This is a genomic window from Massilia sp. ST3 (genome assembly GCF_018119405.1).
Classification (GTDB): Bacteria; Pseudomonadota; Gammaproteobacteria; order Burkholderiales; family Burkholderiaceae_D; genus Telluria.
Genome location: NZ_JAGPWC010000095.1, coordinates 1 through 14,899 on the forward strand (window position 1 = coordinate 1; position 14,899 = coordinate 14,899).

Sequence of the window (14,899 nt, forward strand, 5' to 3'; positions counted from 1 at the left end):
CCCCCCCCCCGGGGGGGGGGGGGGGGCCGGGGGGGGGGCCCCCCCCCCCCCACCCTACACGCCAGGCGACCCCTGCTGCTTCTTCACCCACGCCACCACCGTATTGCGGATCGTCTTGAGCACGGTGTCGGCCTTGAAAGGCTTGACGATGAAACCGTGCACCCCGCGCGCCAGCGCTTCCTGCACCGCCTGGGCGTCGAGCGTGCCCGAGACGATGAAGACCAGGGTCTTGGGCAGTTCGGCGCGCAGCTGTTCGACCACGTTGCTGCCGTCCTCGACCTGCTCGCGCGCGATGCAGATGAAATGGGGATGGTGCCTGAGCGCGAGCAAATAAGCCTGCGCGCTGGTGTGGGTCTGGCCGACCACGTTGTAGCCGCCGTCGGTCAGCACGGTGTTCAGCAGTCCGCGCGATACCGCGCTCGAATCCACGATCAATGCCTTGAGCATCGCGTCCAGTCCCTTCTAAAACGATTCATAGGCCAGCATGTTCCAGGTGACGCCCAGCTTGACGTCGAGCTTGAGCCGCACCAGCTCGCGCGAGACCTGGAGTATCTCACGCTCGGCGCGCAGCCTTTCGCCGAGCGGGGTCTTGAGGATGCCGGCGCCGGCCACCACGGCGTCCAGGCTGCCGTAGGCGTTGAGCAGGCGCGCGGCGGTCTTCATGCCGATCTTCGACACGCCCGGCACGCCGTCGGTCGGGTCGCCCATCAGCGCCAGCAGGTCGTGCAGCAGTTCGGGCGCGACGCCGAAGCGCTGGCGCACCCAGGCGTCGTCATGCCACTCGCCCTTGAAGTGGTCCCACACCAGTGCGCCGTGCGCGATCAGCTCGTGCAGGTCCTTGTCGGTGGTGGCGACGATGGCCTCGCCCCGCCCTTCCGACAGCCAGCGCATCACGCCGGTACCGATCACGTCGTCGGCCTCGACCCCGGGGATCGTCAGCACGTGCAGGCCGGCGGCGCGCAGGCGCTCGTGGAATTCGGGCAGCGCCGCGCGCAGCTCGGCGGGCATGGCGGCGCGGCCTTCGCGGTAGCGCGGGTAGAGCGCGTGGCGCCAGGTCTCGCCGCCGTAGTCGAAGGCGGCCAGCACGTGGGTGGGCGCGTGCGCCTCCAGCAGGTTGCGGAAGGACGAGAAAGCGTGGCGCAGCGCGATGCCGGCCTTCAGGTCCGAATCCGGTTCGGGACTGGCTTCATACACGCGGCGGACGATGTTCAGGCCGTCGATGGCGAGCAGCTTTGCCATGGTCTTACTTTACTAGCTCGTACTTTCCGCCGCGTTCGAGCGCGCTCTGGTAGGCGGGGCGGGCGTGGATGCGTTCCAGGAAGGCGGCCAGCTTCGGGTACTTGCCGTCCAGCCCGCCGCGCGAGCTCGATGCTTCCAGCGCAAAGCTCATCTGGATGTCGGCGGCGCTGAATTCCTCGCCGGCGAACCAGGTCGACTTGTTCAACTCGCCCTCGAGGAAGTCGAGCTGGCTGCGGATGTTGGGCAGGATGAAGTCCTGCTTGACCTTGCGCGCGATCGCGCCCGCGATCGGACGCACGAAGAAGGGCATGGGACCGTGCTCGATGCGGTCGAAGATGAGCTTGAGCAGCAGCGGCGGCATGGCCGAGCCTTCGGCGAAGTGCAGGAAATAGGTCCAGCGCAGGCGCTCGGGCGTGTCCTCCGCCGGCGCCAGGCGCCCCTTGCCGTAGCGCTTGACCAGGTACTCGACGATGGCGCCGGATTCGGCCACCACGGTGTCGCCGTCGCTGATCACGGGGGATTTCCCCAGCGGGTGCACGGCCTTGAGCTCGGGCGGGGCCAGCATGGTCTTCGGGTCGCGCTGGTACTTCCTGATCTCGTAGTCCAGGCCGAGTTCTTCGAGCAGCCACAGGATGCGCTGCGAGCGCGAGTTGTTCAGGTGGTGGACGATGATCATGGCGGTGGACGTGGGTGGGGACGGGCGACAGCTTAACACTGTTGTGTGCTTGTAAAAAGTGAGGGTGGACTCTACAGCCAAGCATCAGTCCGCACCGCTCGCCCGTCATCCCGGCGAAGGCCGGGACCCAAGTTCGTCGCGTAACGGGGAATCCATCGGCAGCAGGTATGCAAGCAAACTTGGATCCCGGCCTTCGCCGGGATGACGTTTCGAGGCCGCAGGTCGATATGACGGTTACCGGTCTTCCTGGTCTTGGGTGCGACAACGCACGATCCCCCACTCTTCCCCGGTGTATCTTTCCCCGATGAGCGGCGCAACCTACATCGGCATTTCCGGCTGGCGCTACGTCCCCTGGCGCGGCAAGTTCTATCCTCCTGGGCTGGCCCAGCATCGCGAACTGGAGTACGCTGCGCGCCAGCTGCCCACCATCGAGATCAACGGCTCCTTCTATTCGCTGCAGCGCCCGGCCAGCTACGCCGCCTGGTACGCCGCCACGCCGCCCGGCTTCGTGTTCGCGGTCAAGGGCAACCGCTTCCTGACCCACATGCTGCGCCTGCGCGACATCGAGGGGCCCCTGGCGAACGTGCTGGCCTCCGGCGTGTTCGAGCTGCGCGAGAAGCTCGGCCCCTTCCTGTGGCAGTTCCCGCCCAATTTCGCCTTCGAGCCGGAACGCTTCGAGCGCTTCCTCTCGCTGCTGCCGCGCGATACCGACGCCGCCCTGGCGCTGGCGCTTCGCCACGAGCCGCGCATGGAAGGCCGGGTCTGGCTGGAGGCCGGACCCAGGCGGCCGATGCGCCATGCGGTCGAGATCCGCCACGCGAGCTTCATCGATCCGGACTTCATCGCCATGCTGCGCCGGCATAAGGTGGCCTTGGTGGTGGCCGATACCGCCGGCCGCTGGCCGCAATACGAGGACGTGACCGCCGATTTCGTCTATGTGCGCCTGCACGGCGACAAGGAACTCTACGCCAGCGGCTACGGCGACGAGGCCACCGAGCGCTGGGCGGCGCGCATCCGCGCCTGGCGCGACGGCGGCCAGCCGGCCGGGGCGCGGCTGATCTCGCCCGAGCCGCCGCCGGCGCTGGCCGCGCGCGACGTCTACTGCTACTTCGACAACGACATCAAGGTGCACGCGCCCTACGACGCACGGCGCCTGATCGAGGCTGTTGCGGAATCGTCAAGCGATACCTCAAGCGGCGCGTAGCGCGCTAGAATGGCTCGGCTGTCCTTCCCAACTCTTGGAGCTTGCGATGAAGACTATGCATATCGGCACCACCTTGATGGCCCTGCTGCTGGCCGGCCCCGCGCTGGCATCCGATGGATCTCCCTTGCGCATGGCGAACGGCGTGCTGGTCGACGCCAAGGGCATGACTGTCTACACCTATGACAAGGATGCTTCCGCCGCCGGCAAGAGCGCCTGCGTCGAGATGTGCGCCAGGAACTGGCCGCCGGTCCCGGCGGGCGACATGCGCATGGAAGCGCCTTACTCCACGATCACGCGCGACGACGGCAGCAAGCAGCTCGCCCACGAGGGCAAGCCGCTGTATACGTTTATCAAGGACAAGAAGGAAGGCGACCGCACCGGCGATGGCGTCGGCGGCGTGTGGCACGTCGTCACCGACGCCAAGAAGAAGTAGAACGGGCGCGCCGCTCAGCGGCGCTCGTGCAGCTTGATGACGCGGTGCTTGTTGCCGGCGGGCGGCTGGGGGGTGGAGGTGTCGCAGGTATTGCAGCCGCCGCAGCTGCCCGAGGTGTCGAGCCAGCGCGCCAGCCTGGAGCGCTGCATGCCGCCTTTCGTCAGGCGCTGGACCAGCCAGCGGCGCCAGGCCGCGGGCAGGTAGCGCGCGCCCAGGTAGAGTGCGGCGACTGCGACGATGATGCCGGCGGCCAATTCCTGCATGCTCAGCCCCCGAGCGCGAGCGCCACGCGGTAGGTGATGAAGGAGGCCGCGTAGGCCAGCGCGAACATGTAGCCGGCCATGATGAAGGCGTAGCGGCGGCTGCCGGTTTCGCGGCGCACCGTGGCCAGGGTGGCGATGCATTGCGGCGCGTACACATACCAGGCCAGCAGCGACAGGCCGGTGGCCAGCGACCAGCTTTGCGCGATCATCGGCGCCAGGGTGTCGCCCACTTCGTCGCCGCCCGCCAGGGCGTACACGGTGCCCAGCGCGGCCACCGCGACTTCGCGCGCGGCCATGCCCGGGATCAGGGCGATCGCGATTTCCCAACCGAAGCCGATCGGCTCCAGGATCACGGCCAGGGCGCGGCCCAGCATGCCGGCCACGCTGTAGTAGATCGGCGGATGGGTGGCGTTGTCGGGCGCGCCCGGGAAGCTCGACAGGAACCAGAGCAGGACCATCATGGTCAGGATCACGGTGCCGACGCGCATCAGGAAGATCTTGGCGCGTTCCCACAGGCCGATCGCCAGGGTACCCAGGTGCGGCCAGTGGTAGGACGGCAATTCCATCATCAGCGGCTGCTGGGTGTAGCTGCTGCGGCGCTTGAGGAACCAGGCCACGGCCATCGCACTGACGATGCCGGCGAAATACAGCACGAACAGCACCAGGCCCTGCAGGTTCAGGAAGCCGGCCACTTCGCGGTCCGGGATGAAGGCGGCGATCAAGAGCGCATACACAGGCAGGCGCGCCGAGCAGGTCATCAGCGGCGCGATCATGATGGTGGTCAGGCGGTCGCGCGGGTTCTGGATGGTGCGCGCCGCCATCACGCCCGGAATCGCGCAGGCGAAGGAGGACAGCAGCGGAATGAAGGCGCGCCCCGACAGGCCGACGCTGCCCATCAGGCGGTCGAGCAGGAAGGCGGCGCGCGGCAGGTAGCCGCAGTCTTCCAGGATCAGGATGAAAAAGAACAGGATCAGAATCTGGGGCAGGAACACCAGCACGCTGCCGGCGCCGGCGATGACGCCGTCCACGAGCAGGCTGCGCAGCGGACCTTCGCTCATCCAGCCGCCCACCGTCTGGCCGAGGGCCGCGACGCTGGCGTCGATCATGTCCATGGGCGCGGCGGCCCAGGTGAACACGGCCTGGAACACCAGGAACATCAGCACCGCCAGGATCGCCGGGCCGGCCACCGGGTGCAGCACCACGTGGTCGATCTGTTCGGTGAGGTTGCCCTTGTCGTTGGCTTCAGAGACGGTCAAGCCCAGGATGCGGCGCACTTCGCGCTGGGTCTGCTCGACCGGCACTTCGTCGATGGCGGACAGCGGGTTCGGCGTGACCGGACCGTCGAAGGGCATGGCGTCGAGGGCGCCGAGCAGGGCCTGCTCGCCGCCGGCCTGCACGGCCACGGTCTCGACCACGGGCATGCCCAGTTCCTGCGAGAGTTTCGCGGTGTCGATGGCGATGCCGCGCTTCTTGGCGACGTCGACCATGTTCAGCGCCAGCACCATCGGCAGGCCGAGGCGGCGCAGTTCCAGCACCAGGCGCAGGTTCAGGCGCAGGTTCGTCGCATTGACGACGCAGAGGATGGCGTCGGGGGTCTGTTCGCCGGCACGCAGGCCGCCCACCACGTCGCGGGTGATGACTTCATCCGGGGTCTGGGCGTTCAGGCTGTAGGCGCCGGGCAGGTCGAGCACACGGAAGGCGCGGCCGGCGGGCGAGGTGAAGCTGCCTTCCTTGCGTTCGATGGTGACGCCCGCGTAGTTGGCGACCTTCTGGCGGGCGCCGGTGAGGCGGTTGAACAGGGCGGTCTTGCCGCAGTTGGGATTGCCGAGCAATGCGACCAGGGGCGTGCGCGACGCCACCTGTTGTTCCATGACACCCATTGCTTATTCCGGCTGGATCGACACCAGGGCCGCTTCGAAGCGGCGCAGCGCGAAGGTGGACTGGCCGACCTTGACGGCCAGCGGGCCGCCCAGCACGCGTTTCAGCACACGGATGCGCTCTCCCGGCACGAAACCGAGTTCCATCAGGCGGCGCTGGACGTCGACGCCACCCTGCTGGGCGTGCGGCGCCAGGTGGATGACGGTGGCGCTCTGGCCCGCTTTCAGCGAGTCGAGGGTGGTGAGGCTGGGAGCAAGAGTCATGGTCGCGTCCGGTGCGGTATGCGGTGTACGGAGTAAATAGTGATGCGCTGATGAGACAGATACTAGCATCATAAACCTAAATGCGAATTATTTCTATTTGCAGGTTGATATTGCATGAAAGAAAGGCAGATGTTTTGGCGCGACACCCCAAAATTTCGCTTGCCTTGACGGTCGAGTTTACGGAAAATGGCAACGCAAATGAGAATGATTCGTATTTTATAGACGAATTTTCAAGAAGCATTTTTACCACTTCGCCAGGAACCGATTCACATGATCGTCTGCGTCTGCAACAACATCTCCGACCGCGAAATCCGCCAGGCGGTCGACCTCGGCATCTCTTCCGTGGCCGAATTGCACCGCGAACTCGGTGTGGGCACGATGTGCGGCAAATGTGTGAGCTACGCACGCGAGGTGCTGACCGAGCACCTGGAAAGCAAGACGGTCGTGACCGAGCTGCGCCGCGTGGCGCAAGCCGCCTGATCTCTCTCCTCAGCCCCGCTCCCACGGGGCTTTTTTTCGCCGCCCCGTCCTGTCGGTTTGCTATGATGATGGTCAATCACATCACCAAAGGCATTCCATGAAGGGCGATCCCAACATCATCCGTCTGCTGAACGCACAGCTGACCAACGAACTGACCGCGATCAACCAGTATTTCCTGCATGCGCGCATGTACCGCCACTGGGGCTTCGAGCGCCTGGCGAAGAAGGAATACGACGAGTCGATCGGCGAGATGAAGCATGCGGACAAGCTGATCGACCGCATCCTGATGCTCGACGGCCTGCCGAACCTGCAGGCCCTGCACAAGATCCTGATCGGCGAGTCGACCCAGGAAATGCTCGAATGCGACCTCAAGCTCGAGCGTGGCGCCCAGGTGACGGTCAAGGAAGGCATCGCCGCGGCCGAGGCGGCGCAGGATTACGTGTCGCGCGACCTGCTGCTGGTGATCCTGGAGGATACCGAGGAGCATATCGAGTGGCTGGAGACGCAGCTGGATCTGATCGTCAAGATCGGGATTCAGAATTATCTGCAGAGTCAGATGAATCCTGAGTAAGGGTTCATTGCGTGGCCAACGGGATGTTATTGGCTGCGCCACGAACTTGGATCCCGGCCTTCGCCGGGATGACGTGCATAAGACGCTGGTGTCATCGAACGGTGACGCTGTTCTATGCGCCACCTTTAAAACCGTCGTTCCGGCGAAGGCCGGAACCCAAGTTTGCATGAACAGCCGCTAGCGCCAACCGCGGCCACGACGCCCTACCTCCAGCGCGTCATCCACTTGTCGTAAAACCCCAAATCCCTCGGCACCGCCCCCGGAATCGCGCAGATCGCCCCGGCGAACTCGTTCGCGCGCGACAGGGTCTGCCCGATCTCCCAGCCGCGGATGCGCCCCAGCAGGAAGATCGCCGAGAACGCATCCCCCGCCCCCACCGTGTCGATGACGAAAGGCGGCGCCGGGTTGTCGCGGTGGTTGATCACCTGCCCATCCGAGCCGAAGTAGACCGAACCGCGGTGCCCCAGGGTGACGATCAACGCGTCGAGCGAGAACATCTGCAGCAGCGCCTGGCAGGAGGCGTGCACCTCTTCGGCCGACAGCGGCGGATCTTCGGGACGGATCTGGAAATACCACTGGAACAGGGACTGCAATTCCTCTTCGTTGACCTTGGCGATGTGGGCCGCCTGCAGCGAGCGCGTCACGCAGCGCTCCTCGACCTGGCCGTCGCGCAGGTTGAGGTCGAGGAAGCGCAGCGCGCGGCTGGCGTCCAGCACGGCCGCCAGGGTGGCGCGCGAATGCTCGTTGCGCTGGGCCAGGGTGCCGAAATAGATCATGCCGGGCTGGGCCTGCTCCACGGCCGCCACGGCCTGCTCGCGCTCGATGAAGTCGTAGGCCTGGTTCGGCAGGATGGTGAAACGGTGGCCGCCGCGCGCGCCGCGTTCGACCAGCACACGGCCGGTCTCTTCCATGGCGTCGACCTGCAGGCCGGCTTCGCTCATGGCGAAGCGTTCGAATTCGGCGCGCACCAGCTGGCCCAGGCGGTCGTTGCCGATCCGGGTGATCATCAGCTGCGGCGCCATGAAGGCGGCCAGGTGGCGCGCCACGTTGAACGGCGCACCGCCGACCACCTGCTCGGTGCTGAAGTCGTCAACCAGGGCCTCGCCGAAGACGGCGGTGAGCGGCGACGCGGTAGCGGCGGCGCCCATTATGCGAGGAAGGGAACGGTGTCCTTGAAGGACGAACGTTCGGACAGCTTGTCGAACAGGCGCGCCAGGTTCGGGTAGTCGTCGCGCCAGGCCACCTCAGGGAAGCGGAAGGCGAACCAGCCCAGCGCGCAGCCGACGGCGACGTCGGCCAGGGTGTATTGCTTGCCCATGCAGAAAGGCGCCTCGCCCAGGCCCTCGGACATCGCGCGCAGGCCGGCGTGCACCTTGGTCCACTGGCGGTCGATCCATTCCTGGCTCTGCTGGTGCTCGGGGCGCAGGGTCTTTTCCAGGCGCACCAGCACGCCGGCATCGAGCACGCCGTCGGCCAGCGCTTCCCAGACCTTGACCTCGGCGCGCTCGCGGCCGTTCGGCGGCAGCAGCTTGCACACGGGAGTCAGGGTGTCGAGGTATTCGGCGATCACGCGCGAATCGTAGATGGTGCTGCCGTCCTCCATCACCAGGCACGGCACCTTGCCCAGCGGATTGGTCTGCTGGATGGTGGTCTCGGGCGCCCAGACGTTTTCCTGGACAAAGGTGAAGTCGAGCTTCTTCTCCGCCATCACGACACGGACCTTGCGGACAAAGGGGCTGGTGACAGAACCGATGAGTTTCATACACGTTCAGGGAATGGAAGTGGTAGCAGTATAACATCGCCCTCCGGCGAAAAGTCTGTGCCCCGCCGCATGGCGGATGCGCGGCGCGCAAGCTGGCGGCAGGCGGCCGGTGGTAAAATCCGCGTTTTTGCACACTCCCCGCCGCCATGACCTCTACCGCTCCTTCTCCTACCCTGTCGGCCCTGTCCCCCCTGGACGGGCGCTATGCTTCCAAAACCGACAAGCTGCGCCCGATCCTGTCGGAAGCGGGCTTCATGCACCACCGCGTGAAGGTCGAGATCGCGTGGTTGCAGGCCCTGTCGCAAGCCGGCTTCGCCGAGATCAAGCCCTTCTCCGCGGAAGCGAACGCTCACCTCGACAAGATGGCCGCGCAGTTCGGCGAGGCTGACGCCGCTCGCATCAAGGAAATCGAGGCGGTCACCAACCACGACGTCAAGGCGGTCGAGTACTGGCTCAAGGAACAGGTCAAGGACGTGCCGGAACTGGTCGCGGCCAGCGAATTCATCCACTTCGGCTGCACCTCGGAAGACATCAACAACACCTCGCACGGCATGATGCTGAAGGCCGCGCGCGACGGCGTGCTGCTGCCGTCCCTGAACACCATCATCGCCAAGCTGACCGAGATCGCGCACACCAACGCGGCCTTGCCGATGCTGTCGCGCACCCACGGCCAGACCGCCAGCCCGACCACCCTGGGCAAGGAATTCGCCAACGTGGTCGCGCGCCTGCAGCGCGCCGTCAAGCGCATCGCGGACGTGGAAATCCTGGGCAAGATGAACGGCGCGGTCGGCAACTACAATGCCCACCTGTCGGCCTATCCCGGCTTCGACTGGCCGGCCTTCTCGAAGGACGTGATCGAGAACCGCCTCGGCCTCTCCTTCAATCCCTACACCATCCAGATCGAACCGCACGACTACATGGCCGAGCTGTTCGACGCGATCGCACGCACCAACACCATCCTGCTCGATCTGAACCGCGACATCTGGACCTACGTCTCGCTGGGCTACTTCAAGCAAAAGCTGAAGGCCGGCGAGATCGGTTCGTCGACCATGCCGCACAAGGTCAACCCGATCGACTTCGAGAACTCGGAAGGCAACCTGGGCCTGGCGAACGCGGTGCTGCGCCACATGGCCGACAAGCTGCCGGTCTCGCGCATGCAGCGCGACCTGACCGATTCGACCGTGCTGCGCAATATCGGCGTCGGCTTCGGCTACGCGCTGCTGGCCTACGACAGCTGCCTGCGCGGCCTGAACAAGCTGGAAGTGAACGCCGCCCGCCTCGAGGCGGACCTGGACGCGAGCTGGGAAGTGCTGGCCGAGCCGGTGCAGACCGTGATGCGCCGCTACGGCATCGAGAATCCGTACGAGCAGCTGAAGGAACTCACCCGCGGCAAGGGCATCACCCGCGAAGCGCTGCAGGAGTTCATCGGCAAGCTGGCGGTGCCGCAGGAAGCCAAGGATTTGCTGCTCTCGATGACGCCGGCCAATTACACGGGTCTCGCGGCGCAGCTGGCTGCGGCGATCTAAATCATCGTCTGATTTGCCGCTGACGCCACCGTAGGGTGGGCGGCTTTGCCGCCCACGCGTTCAAACGACGTCCGCCGGCCCGTCCGCGGAAACGGAGCCGTTAACGATCACCGCGTGGACGGCGAAGCCGTCCACCCTACGGTCCACGACGCACCGCTCAATACTGCCACATCACCTTCATCCCCACCCTTCGCTCCACCTCGGCGCGGTACAGCACCGAACCGTATTCGGCATGTCCGCCGTCCAGGTTCTCGCCGAACACCGACACCTCCAGCCCCGGCCGCACGCGCCAGCCGAAACGGGCGTCGAAGGCCGTATAGGCCGGCACGTCCCAGGTCGCGCCGACATGGCGCAGCGCGAGGTCGAGCTCGCGCCGGTCGTCGATCGCATAGGCCGAACGCAGGTGCCAGGTATTGCGCGGATCGCGCTCGGCCATCCGCGGCCCGTTGACGTCGTTGCTGCCCGGCTTGAGGCGCAGGTCCTGGTGCATCGCGGTCCAGCCCGCCGACAGGCGCCAGTTGCGCGCCACCTGCCAGTTGCCCCAGGCCTCGATGCCGCTCGAGCGCCCTTCCATCATGCTGGCGAAGGTCAGGAAGGTGCCGCTCGGATCGACCTCCTGGGTGCGCAGGTCGTCGTAGTCGTGGTGGAACAGCGTGACCGAATACGACAGGGCCGGCGCCGGCTGGCCGCGGTAGCCCAGTTCGAACACCTTGGACACTTCGCCGCGCACTTGCGGGCCGCCGCGCAGGAGGTAGGGCGGACGGCCGGGGATGAAGGTGTCCACGTCCAGGCGCGAAGGCGCGCGCACCGTGCGCGAGGCGGCGGTCCAGAACGCGTGGCGCGGCGACAGGCGCCACGACAGGCGGGCGCTCGGCAGCCACTCGACGCCGGTGTATTCGTTGTACTCGAAGCGGTTGCCCAGGGTCAGGCGCCAGTTCTCGCGCAGCGCGATCTCGTCCTGCACGAACAGGCTCGCCCATTGCTGGGTGGTGCGCTCGGGCAGGAAGGCGACGATCTCGCCGTTGGTGATGCGGTCGCGGCTGTTGCGGTAGTTGGCCCCCCACACGATGCTGTGCGCGCCGCTGGGCGCCAGGGTGTGCTGGAACTGCAGGTCGGTGGTGTACAGGCGTTCGCCGTACAGGGGCTTCACGTCGCGCAGGGTGTGGTCGAAATAGGCCTGGACGCCGATGCCGCCGCCGTCGGCGAGCGCGCGGTTCCAGCGCACGCTCAGGTTGGCGCCGTCCGAACGCACCCGCCCCAGGTCCGGATCGAAGCCGGAGACGGTGAGCGCACCCGGTTCGGGCTGGTCGAGGCGGGCGCGCAGCAGGTTGCCCAGCACGCTGATGCGGTCGCTCCCGCCCTCCCAGTCGGCGCGGAAACCCGCCAGCCAGCGGCGGTAGCTGTCATTGACCGGGGCGCCGCTTTCCAGCTCGCTGTCCTTGCGCCCGCTGACCTGGGCGAAGGCGCGCCAGGCCACCTGGCCATCGGCCCGGCCGTGGCGTACGGTGGCGGCGGCGCCGTCGGTGGCGGCGCGCACGCCCGCCAGGGTGCCGCCGGTGTCGCGCGCGGAACGCGTGGTGATGTTGATGACGGCGTTGACGGCGTTCAGCCCCCACAGCACGCCGCCGGGCCCGCTGACCACCTCGATGCGCTCGATGTCGCTCAACACGATGTCCTGGGCATCCCAGAACACGCCGGCGAACAGCGGCGAATACACGCTGCGCCCGTCGATCAGGACCAGCAGCTTGTTCGAGACGCTGTTGCCGCTGGTGTTCATGCCGCGCGCGCTGATGGAATAGCCGTAGCTGCTGGTGCGCGCGACGTAGAGATTGGGCGCCAGGCGCAGTACTTCCGGCAAGGTGTCGGCGCCGGAACGGCGGATATCGTCGGCGGTGATCAGGTACACGGACGCGGCGGCGTCCTGCAGCCGCTCGGGGCGCTTGGACACCGAGGTCACCTGGATGTTGGCCAGCTCCTCGATCGACAGGTCGGCCAGATCCTCGGGCTGCACCACGACCCGCTCGGTGGCCTGGCCCGGCAGCGCCAGCAGGCACGCCAGCCCGATCGCCAGCGCACGCGGGTGGTTGTAAAACGGCCTGCTCATCTCGCTCATCGTTTTACCCCTGGCCAACAAAGATGTTCGCCAATAATGTTTAATTCATTATCCATTGCCCGATTTTACATTCTGCCCGGCGGCGCCGTGCGTTCGCTGCCATACCGTGCTAGTGTGACCGGGCAAAAAAAGCAGCCTGCCGGCAGCACCAGACCTTTTTTGGTATAGTTGGTTCTAACGCGAACAAGTTTCTCATAAGAAATATATGCAACGTTATACCACCATTGCCATCGTCCTGCACTGGCTGCTCGCCGTTCTCATCATCGGCGCCTTCGTCATGGGCCTGGTGATGACCGACATCCCGGGACTGACGCCGACCAAGCTCAAGTACTATTCCTGGCACAAATGGGCCGGCGTGACCGTGCTCGGCCTGGCCGCGCTGCGCCTGCTGTGGCGCCTGGCGAACCGCCCGCCCGCCTATGCCGACAGCATGCCGGCCTGGCAGCGCGGCGCCGCCCATGGCCTGCACTGGCTGCTCTACGTCCTGATGTTCGCGGTGCCGCTGTCGGGCTATTTCTACAGCCTGGCGTCGAATATTCCGGTCGTGTATTTCGGCATCGTCGAGCTGCCGGTGCTGATCGGTCCCGATCCCGAACTGAAAACCATCCTCAAGAGCCTGCATTACTGGCTCAACATGCTGCTCGCCGGCCTCGTCGGCCTGCATGTGCTCGCCGCGCTCAAGCACCAGTTCGTCGACCGCGACGGCGTGATGGCGCGCATGCTTCCCCGTATTGTTCCCACTTCCCGTTTTCCCCAGGAGTCAAAATGAAACCGATCAAGGGCCTGCTGCTGGCCAGCCTGTTCGCCAGCACCGTCGCCGGCGCCGCGCCGCTCAAGACCGACCCCGCCAAGAGCAGCGTGTCGGCCGTGTTCAAGCAGATGGACGTACCGGTCGAAGCGCCGTTCAAGCAGTTCAGCGCGCAGATCGACTATGACGCGTCCAAGCCGGCCGCCGCCAGGGCCAGCGTCGACATCGCGACCGCCAGCCTCGATATCGGCGATCCGGACATGAACAAGGAAGTCGCCAAGAAGGAATGGTTCAACTCGGCCCAGTTCCCGAAAGCGAGCTTCGTGTCCTCGAGCATTACCCCGGCCGGCGCGGGCAAGCTCACTGTTGCGGGCAAGCTGAGCATCAAGGGCAAGGCCGCCAACGTCAGCTTTCCGCTGACGGTGAAGCTTGAAGGCGGCAAGCACGTGTTCGAGGGGCAGCTGCCGATCCGGCGCCTGGCCTTCAATATCGGCGAAGGCGAGTGGAAGGACACGAGCATGGTCGCCGATGAAGTTGTCATCAAGTTCCGCGTCACCGCGGCTCCGTAATCACACCACCAAGGGATGTTGCAGATGAAGATGAAGTGCATGATCGCGGCCCTGGCCGCCCTCGGCGCCAGCGCCGCCTTCGCGGCCGATACCTACAAGATCGATCCGAACCACACCTATCCGAGCTTCGAGGCCGACCACGCCGGCCTGTCGCTCTGGCGCGGCAAGTTCAACAAGAGCGAAGGCACCGTGGTACTGGACCGCGCGGCGAAGGTCGGCTCGCTCGACATCACCGTGTACATCGACAGCATCGACTTCGGCCATGACAAGCTGAACGAGCACGCGAAGAAGGAAGACATTTTCGACGCCGCCAAATTCCCGACCGCGACCTTCAAGTCGACGGCAGTCAAGTTCAATGGCGACGTACCGGCCTCGGTCGACGGCGAGCTGACCCTGCGCGGCGTCACCAAGCCGCTGACCCTGACGATCAACCGCTTCAAGTGCATCACGAACCAGACCACCAAGCGCGAAGTTTGCGGCGCGGACGTGAGCGGCCAGTTCCAGCGCAGCGATTTCGGCCTGAGCTTCGGCTTGCCGCGTTTCTCGCCGGAAGTGAAGCTGGCGATCCAGGTGGAAGCGATGAAGCAGTAAGTTTTCGGTTTCAAAGAAAAAGCCCCGCGGCGTGAGCAGCGGGGCTTTTGTTTTTCGGCCGTACGACAGCCGCTTGAACGCGTCGGCGGGAAGACCCGCCGACGCGCGCAACACCGCCGGAATCAGCGGCCGTCGCGGTCGGCGTCGCCCGGGATGGCGCGTTCGACCTTGTGCCAGGCGGCGCGCGAGGCCGACTTGGCCTGGTCCCAGCTCAGGCGCGAATTGCCTTTCACGCGGTCCCATTCGCCGGCCAGGTGGGTCTCGTTGGCGTCGTAGTCGCCCGGATACTTGCCGTAGCTGTTGTAGCCCAGCGCATAGGCCGGCTCGTAGTCGTCATAGGTGTAGCCCGGGGTGTAGTACGGCTGGGTCTGGTACGAATTGCGCCAGTGCTCGTTTTCCGCCTGCGGGTTGACCATGCCGCCGACGCCCTTGCCGGCCATGCCGCCCACTGCCGCGCCGATGCCGGCGCCGGCCACCATGCCGACCGGGCCGCCGATCGCCGCGCCGATGGTTGCGCCGCCGGCCACCGCGCCGCCTGCCGCACCCACGCCCTTGGCCAGGTTGTGGTCGTGCAGCTCATCGC

General features: G+C 66.0%; 17 protein-coding genes and 1 pseudogene. 8 read left to right on the forward strand and 10 right to left on the reverse strand.

Features of this window, described 5'->3' with window-relative positions; translation table 11 throughout:
- Positions 1 to 54 precede the first annotated feature (54 nt).
- From KBW98_RS21840 to KBW98_RS21850, 3 genes are read right to left on the reverse strand one after another with little or no spacing between them, the layout of a single operon-like run.
- On the reverse strand, positions 55 to 447 hold the full coding sequence (locus tag KBW98_RS21840; RefSeq protein WP_211522282.1) for an ANTAR domain-containing response regulator: 393 nt from the start codon (positions 445 to 447) through the stop codon (positions 55 to 57).
- A 15-nt stretch (positions 448 to 462) separates the two neighbouring features.
- A complete protein-coding gene (locus KBW98_RS21845; protein ID WP_211522283.1) occupies positions 463 to 1,239 on the reverse strand; it encodes a 5'-3' exonuclease in 777 nt (258 codons plus the stop codon).
- A 4-nt stretch (positions 1,240 to 1,243) separates the two neighbouring features.
- A complete protein-coding gene (locus KBW98_RS21850) occupies positions 1,244 to 1,915 on the reverse strand; it encodes a glutathione S-transferase (protein ID WP_211522284.1) in 672 nt (223 codons plus the stop codon).
- Between the two features lie 304 nt (positions 1,916 to 2,219).
- On the opposite strand from KBW98_RS21850, the gene KBW98_RS21855 reads away from it, so the two are divergent.
- Positions 2,220 to 3,119, forward strand: a complete 900-nt coding sequence (locus tag KBW98_RS21855; RefSeq protein ID WP_211522285.1) for a DUF72 domain-containing protein — start codon at positions 2,220 to 2,222, stop codon at positions 3,117 to 3,119.
- A gap of 46 nt (positions 3,120 to 3,165) precedes the next feature.
- Entirely contained in the window at positions 3,166 to 3,552 is a 387-nt protein-coding gene (locus KBW98_RS21860) for a hypothetical protein (protein WP_211522286.1), read from the forward strand.
- A gap of 14 nt (positions 3,553 to 3,566) precedes the next feature.
- Here KBW98_RS21860 and KBW98_RS21865 read toward each other — a convergent pair whose 3' ends face one another.
- The 3 genes from KBW98_RS21865 to KBW98_RS21875 are packed head-to-tail and all read right to left on the reverse strand — an operon-like array spanning position 3,567 to position 5,956.
- Positions 3,567 to 3,815 (reverse strand): DUF6587 family protein, encoded by a 249-nt coding sequence (locus KBW98_RS21865; protein ID WP_211522287.1) that lies wholly within the window; start codon positions 3,813 to 3,815, stop codon positions 3,567 to 3,569.
- A gap of 2 nt (positions 3,816 to 3,817) precedes the next feature.
- On the reverse strand, positions 3,818 to 5,695 hold the full coding sequence (locus KBW98_RS21870) for a ferrous iron transporter B (protein WP_211522288.1): 1,878 nt from the start codon (positions 5,693 to 5,695) through the stop codon (positions 3,818 to 3,820).
- 3 nt (positions 5,696 to 5,698) lie between these two features.
- The gene (locus KBW98_RS21875; RefSeq protein ID WP_211522289.1) at positions 5,699 to 5,956 is read right to left on the reverse strand and encodes a FeoA family protein; all 258 of its coding nucleotides are present in this window, start codon (positions 5,954 to 5,956) and stop codon (positions 5,699 to 5,701) included.
- A 270-nt stretch (positions 5,957 to 6,226) separates the two neighbouring features.
- Between KBW98_RS21875 and KBW98_RS21880 the strand changes: the two genes are divergently transcribed.
- Positions 6,227 to 6,436, forward strand: coding sequence for a bacterioferritin-associated ferredoxin (locus tag KBW98_RS21880; protein ID WP_211522290.1), 210 nt, complete (start codon positions 6,227 to 6,229; stop codon positions 6,434 to 6,436).
- 97 nt (positions 6,437 to 6,533) lie between these two features.
- Positions 6,534 to 7,007, forward strand: a complete 474-nt coding sequence (bfr, locus tag KBW98_RS21885) for a bacterioferritin (protein WP_211522291.1) — start codon at positions 6,534 to 6,536, stop codon at positions 7,005 to 7,007.
- A 203-nt stretch (positions 7,008 to 7,210) separates the two neighbouring features.
- Here bfr and KBW98_RS21890 read toward each other — a convergent pair whose 3' ends face one another.
- Together KBW98_RS21890 and KBW98_RS21895 are read right to left on the reverse strand one after the other, a co-directional pair.
- Entirely contained in the window at positions 7,211 to 8,155 is a 945-nt protein-coding gene (locus tag KBW98_RS21890; protein ID WP_211522292.1) for a PfkB family carbohydrate kinase, read from the reverse strand.
- Positions 8,155 to 8,769 carry a glutathione S-transferase C-terminal domain-containing protein gene (locus KBW98_RS21895; RefSeq protein WP_211522293.1) on the reverse strand — a complete coding sequence of 205 codons (615 nt, stop codon included), beginning with the start codon at positions 8,767 to 8,769 and terminating at the stop codon, positions 8,155 to 8,157. The genes KBW98_RS21890 and KBW98_RS21895 overlap by 1 nt, the downstream gene beginning before the upstream one ends.
- A gap of 146 nt (positions 8,770 to 8,915) precedes the next feature.
- On the opposite strand from KBW98_RS21895, the gene purB reads away from it, so the two are divergent.
- Positions 8,916 to 10,295 (forward strand): adenylosuccinate lyase, encoded by a 1,380-nt coding sequence (purB, locus tag KBW98_RS21900; protein ID WP_211522294.1) that lies wholly within the window; start codon positions 8,916 to 8,918, stop codon positions 10,293 to 10,295.
- A 157-nt stretch (positions 10,296 to 10,452) separates the two neighbouring features.
- Here the strand turns inward: purB and KBW98_RS21905 are convergent, their stop codons facing one another.
- Complete coding sequence (locus KBW98_RS21905) at positions 10,453 to 12,399, reverse strand: TonB-dependent siderophore receptor (protein WP_229429347.1); 1,947 nt, start codon at positions 12,397 to 12,399, stop codon at positions 10,453 to 10,455.
- Positions 12,400 to 12,613: 214 nt separating this feature from the next.
- Here KBW98_RS21905 and KBW98_RS21910 point away from each other — a divergent pair, with 214 nt between their 5' ends.
- The 3 genes from KBW98_RS21910 to KBW98_RS21920 are packed head-to-tail and all read left to right on the forward strand — an operon-like array spanning position 12,614 to position 14,316.
- Positions 12,614 to 13,177: a cytochrome b gene (locus KBW98_RS21910; protein WP_211522296.1), complete on the forward strand. Its 564-nt coding sequence runs from the start codon at positions 12,614 to 12,616 to the stop codon at positions 13,175 to 13,177.
- Positions 13,174 to 13,725 carry a YceI family protein gene (locus tag KBW98_RS21915; protein ID WP_211522297.1) on the forward strand — a complete coding sequence of 184 codons (552 nt, stop codon included), beginning with the start codon at positions 13,174 to 13,176 and terminating at the stop codon, positions 13,723 to 13,725. The genes KBW98_RS21910 and KBW98_RS21915 overlap by 4 nt, the downstream gene beginning before the upstream one ends.
- Before the next feature lie 24 nt (positions 13,726 to 13,749).
- Positions 13,750 to 14,316: a YceI family protein gene (locus tag KBW98_RS21920; RefSeq protein WP_211522298.1), complete on the forward strand. Its 567-nt coding sequence runs from the start codon at positions 13,750 to 13,752 to the stop codon at positions 14,314 to 14,316.
- A 122-nt stretch (positions 14,317 to 14,438) separates the two neighbouring features.
- Here KBW98_RS21920 and KBW98_RS21925 read toward each other — a convergent pair.
- A pseudogene (locus tag KBW98_RS21925) lies at positions 14,439 to 14,899 on the reverse strand (hypothetical protein); the annotation flags it as partial.

Bases quoted from the DNA above. Each gene is read 5' to 3' on its own strand.
- KBW98_RS21840 (WP_211522282.1), bottom strand. From the start codon at position 447: ATGCTCAAGGCATTGATCGTGGATTCGAGCGCGGTATCGCGCGGACTG.
- KBW98_RS21845 (WP_211522283.1), bottom strand. From the start codon at position 1,239: ATGGCAAAGCTGCTCGCCATCGACGGCCTGAACATCGTCCGCCGCGTG.
- KBW98_RS21850 (WP_211522284.1), bottom strand. From the start codon at position 1,915: ATGATCATCGTCCACCACCTGAACAACTCGCGCTCGCAGCGCATCCTG.
- KBW98_RS21855 (WP_211522285.1), top strand. From the start codon at position 2,220: ATGAGCGGCGCAACCTACATCGGCATTTCCGGCTGGCGCTACGTCCCC.
- KBW98_RS21860 (WP_211522286.1), top strand. From the start codon at position 3,166: ATGAAGACTATGCATATCGGCACCACCTTGATGGCCCTGCTGCTGGCC.
- KBW98_RS21865 (WP_211522287.1), bottom strand. From the start codon at position 3,815: ATGCAGGAATTGGCCGCCGGCATCATCGTCGCAGTCGCCGCACTCTAC.
- KBW98_RS21870 (WP_211522288.1), bottom strand. From the start codon at position 5,695: ATGGGTGTCATGGAACAACAGGTGGCGTCGCGCACGCCCCTGGTCGCA.
- KBW98_RS21875 (WP_211522289.1), bottom strand. From the start codon at position 5,956: ATGACTCTTGCTCCCAGCCTCACCACCCTCGACTCGCTGAAAGCGGGC.
- KBW98_RS21880 (WP_211522290.1), top strand. From the start codon at position 6,227: ATGATCGTCTGCGTCTGCAACAACATCTCCGACCGCGAAATCCGCCAG.
- bfr (WP_211522291.1), top strand. From the start codon at position 6,534: ATGAAGGGCGATCCCAACATCATCCGTCTGCTGAACGCACAGCTGACC.
- KBW98_RS21890 (WP_211522292.1), bottom strand. From the start codon at position 8,155: ATGGGCGCCGCCGCTACCGCGTCGCCGCTCACCGCCGTCTTCGGCGAG.
- KBW98_RS21895 (WP_211522293.1), bottom strand. From the start codon at position 8,769: ATGAAACTCATCGGTTCTGTCACCAGCCCCTTTGTCCGCAAGGTCCGT.
- purB (WP_211522294.1), top strand. From the start codon at position 8,916: ATGACCTCTACCGCTCCTTCTCCTACCCTGTCGGCCCTGTCCCCCCTG.
- KBW98_RS21905 (WP_229429347.1), bottom strand. From the start codon at position 12,399: ATGAGCAGGCCGTTTTACAACCACCCGCGTGCGCTGGCGATCGGGCTG.
- KBW98_RS21910 (WP_211522296.1), top strand. From the start codon at position 12,614: ATGCAACGTTATACCACCATTGCCATCGTCCTGCACTGGCTGCTCGCC.
- KBW98_RS21915 (WP_211522297.1), top strand. From the start codon at position 13,174: ATGAAACCGATCAAGGGCCTGCTGCTGGCCAGCCTGTTCGCCAGCACC.
- KBW98_RS21920 (WP_211522298.1), top strand. From the start codon at position 13,750: ATGAAGATGAAGTGCATGATCGCGGCCCTGGCCGCCCTCGGCGCCAGC.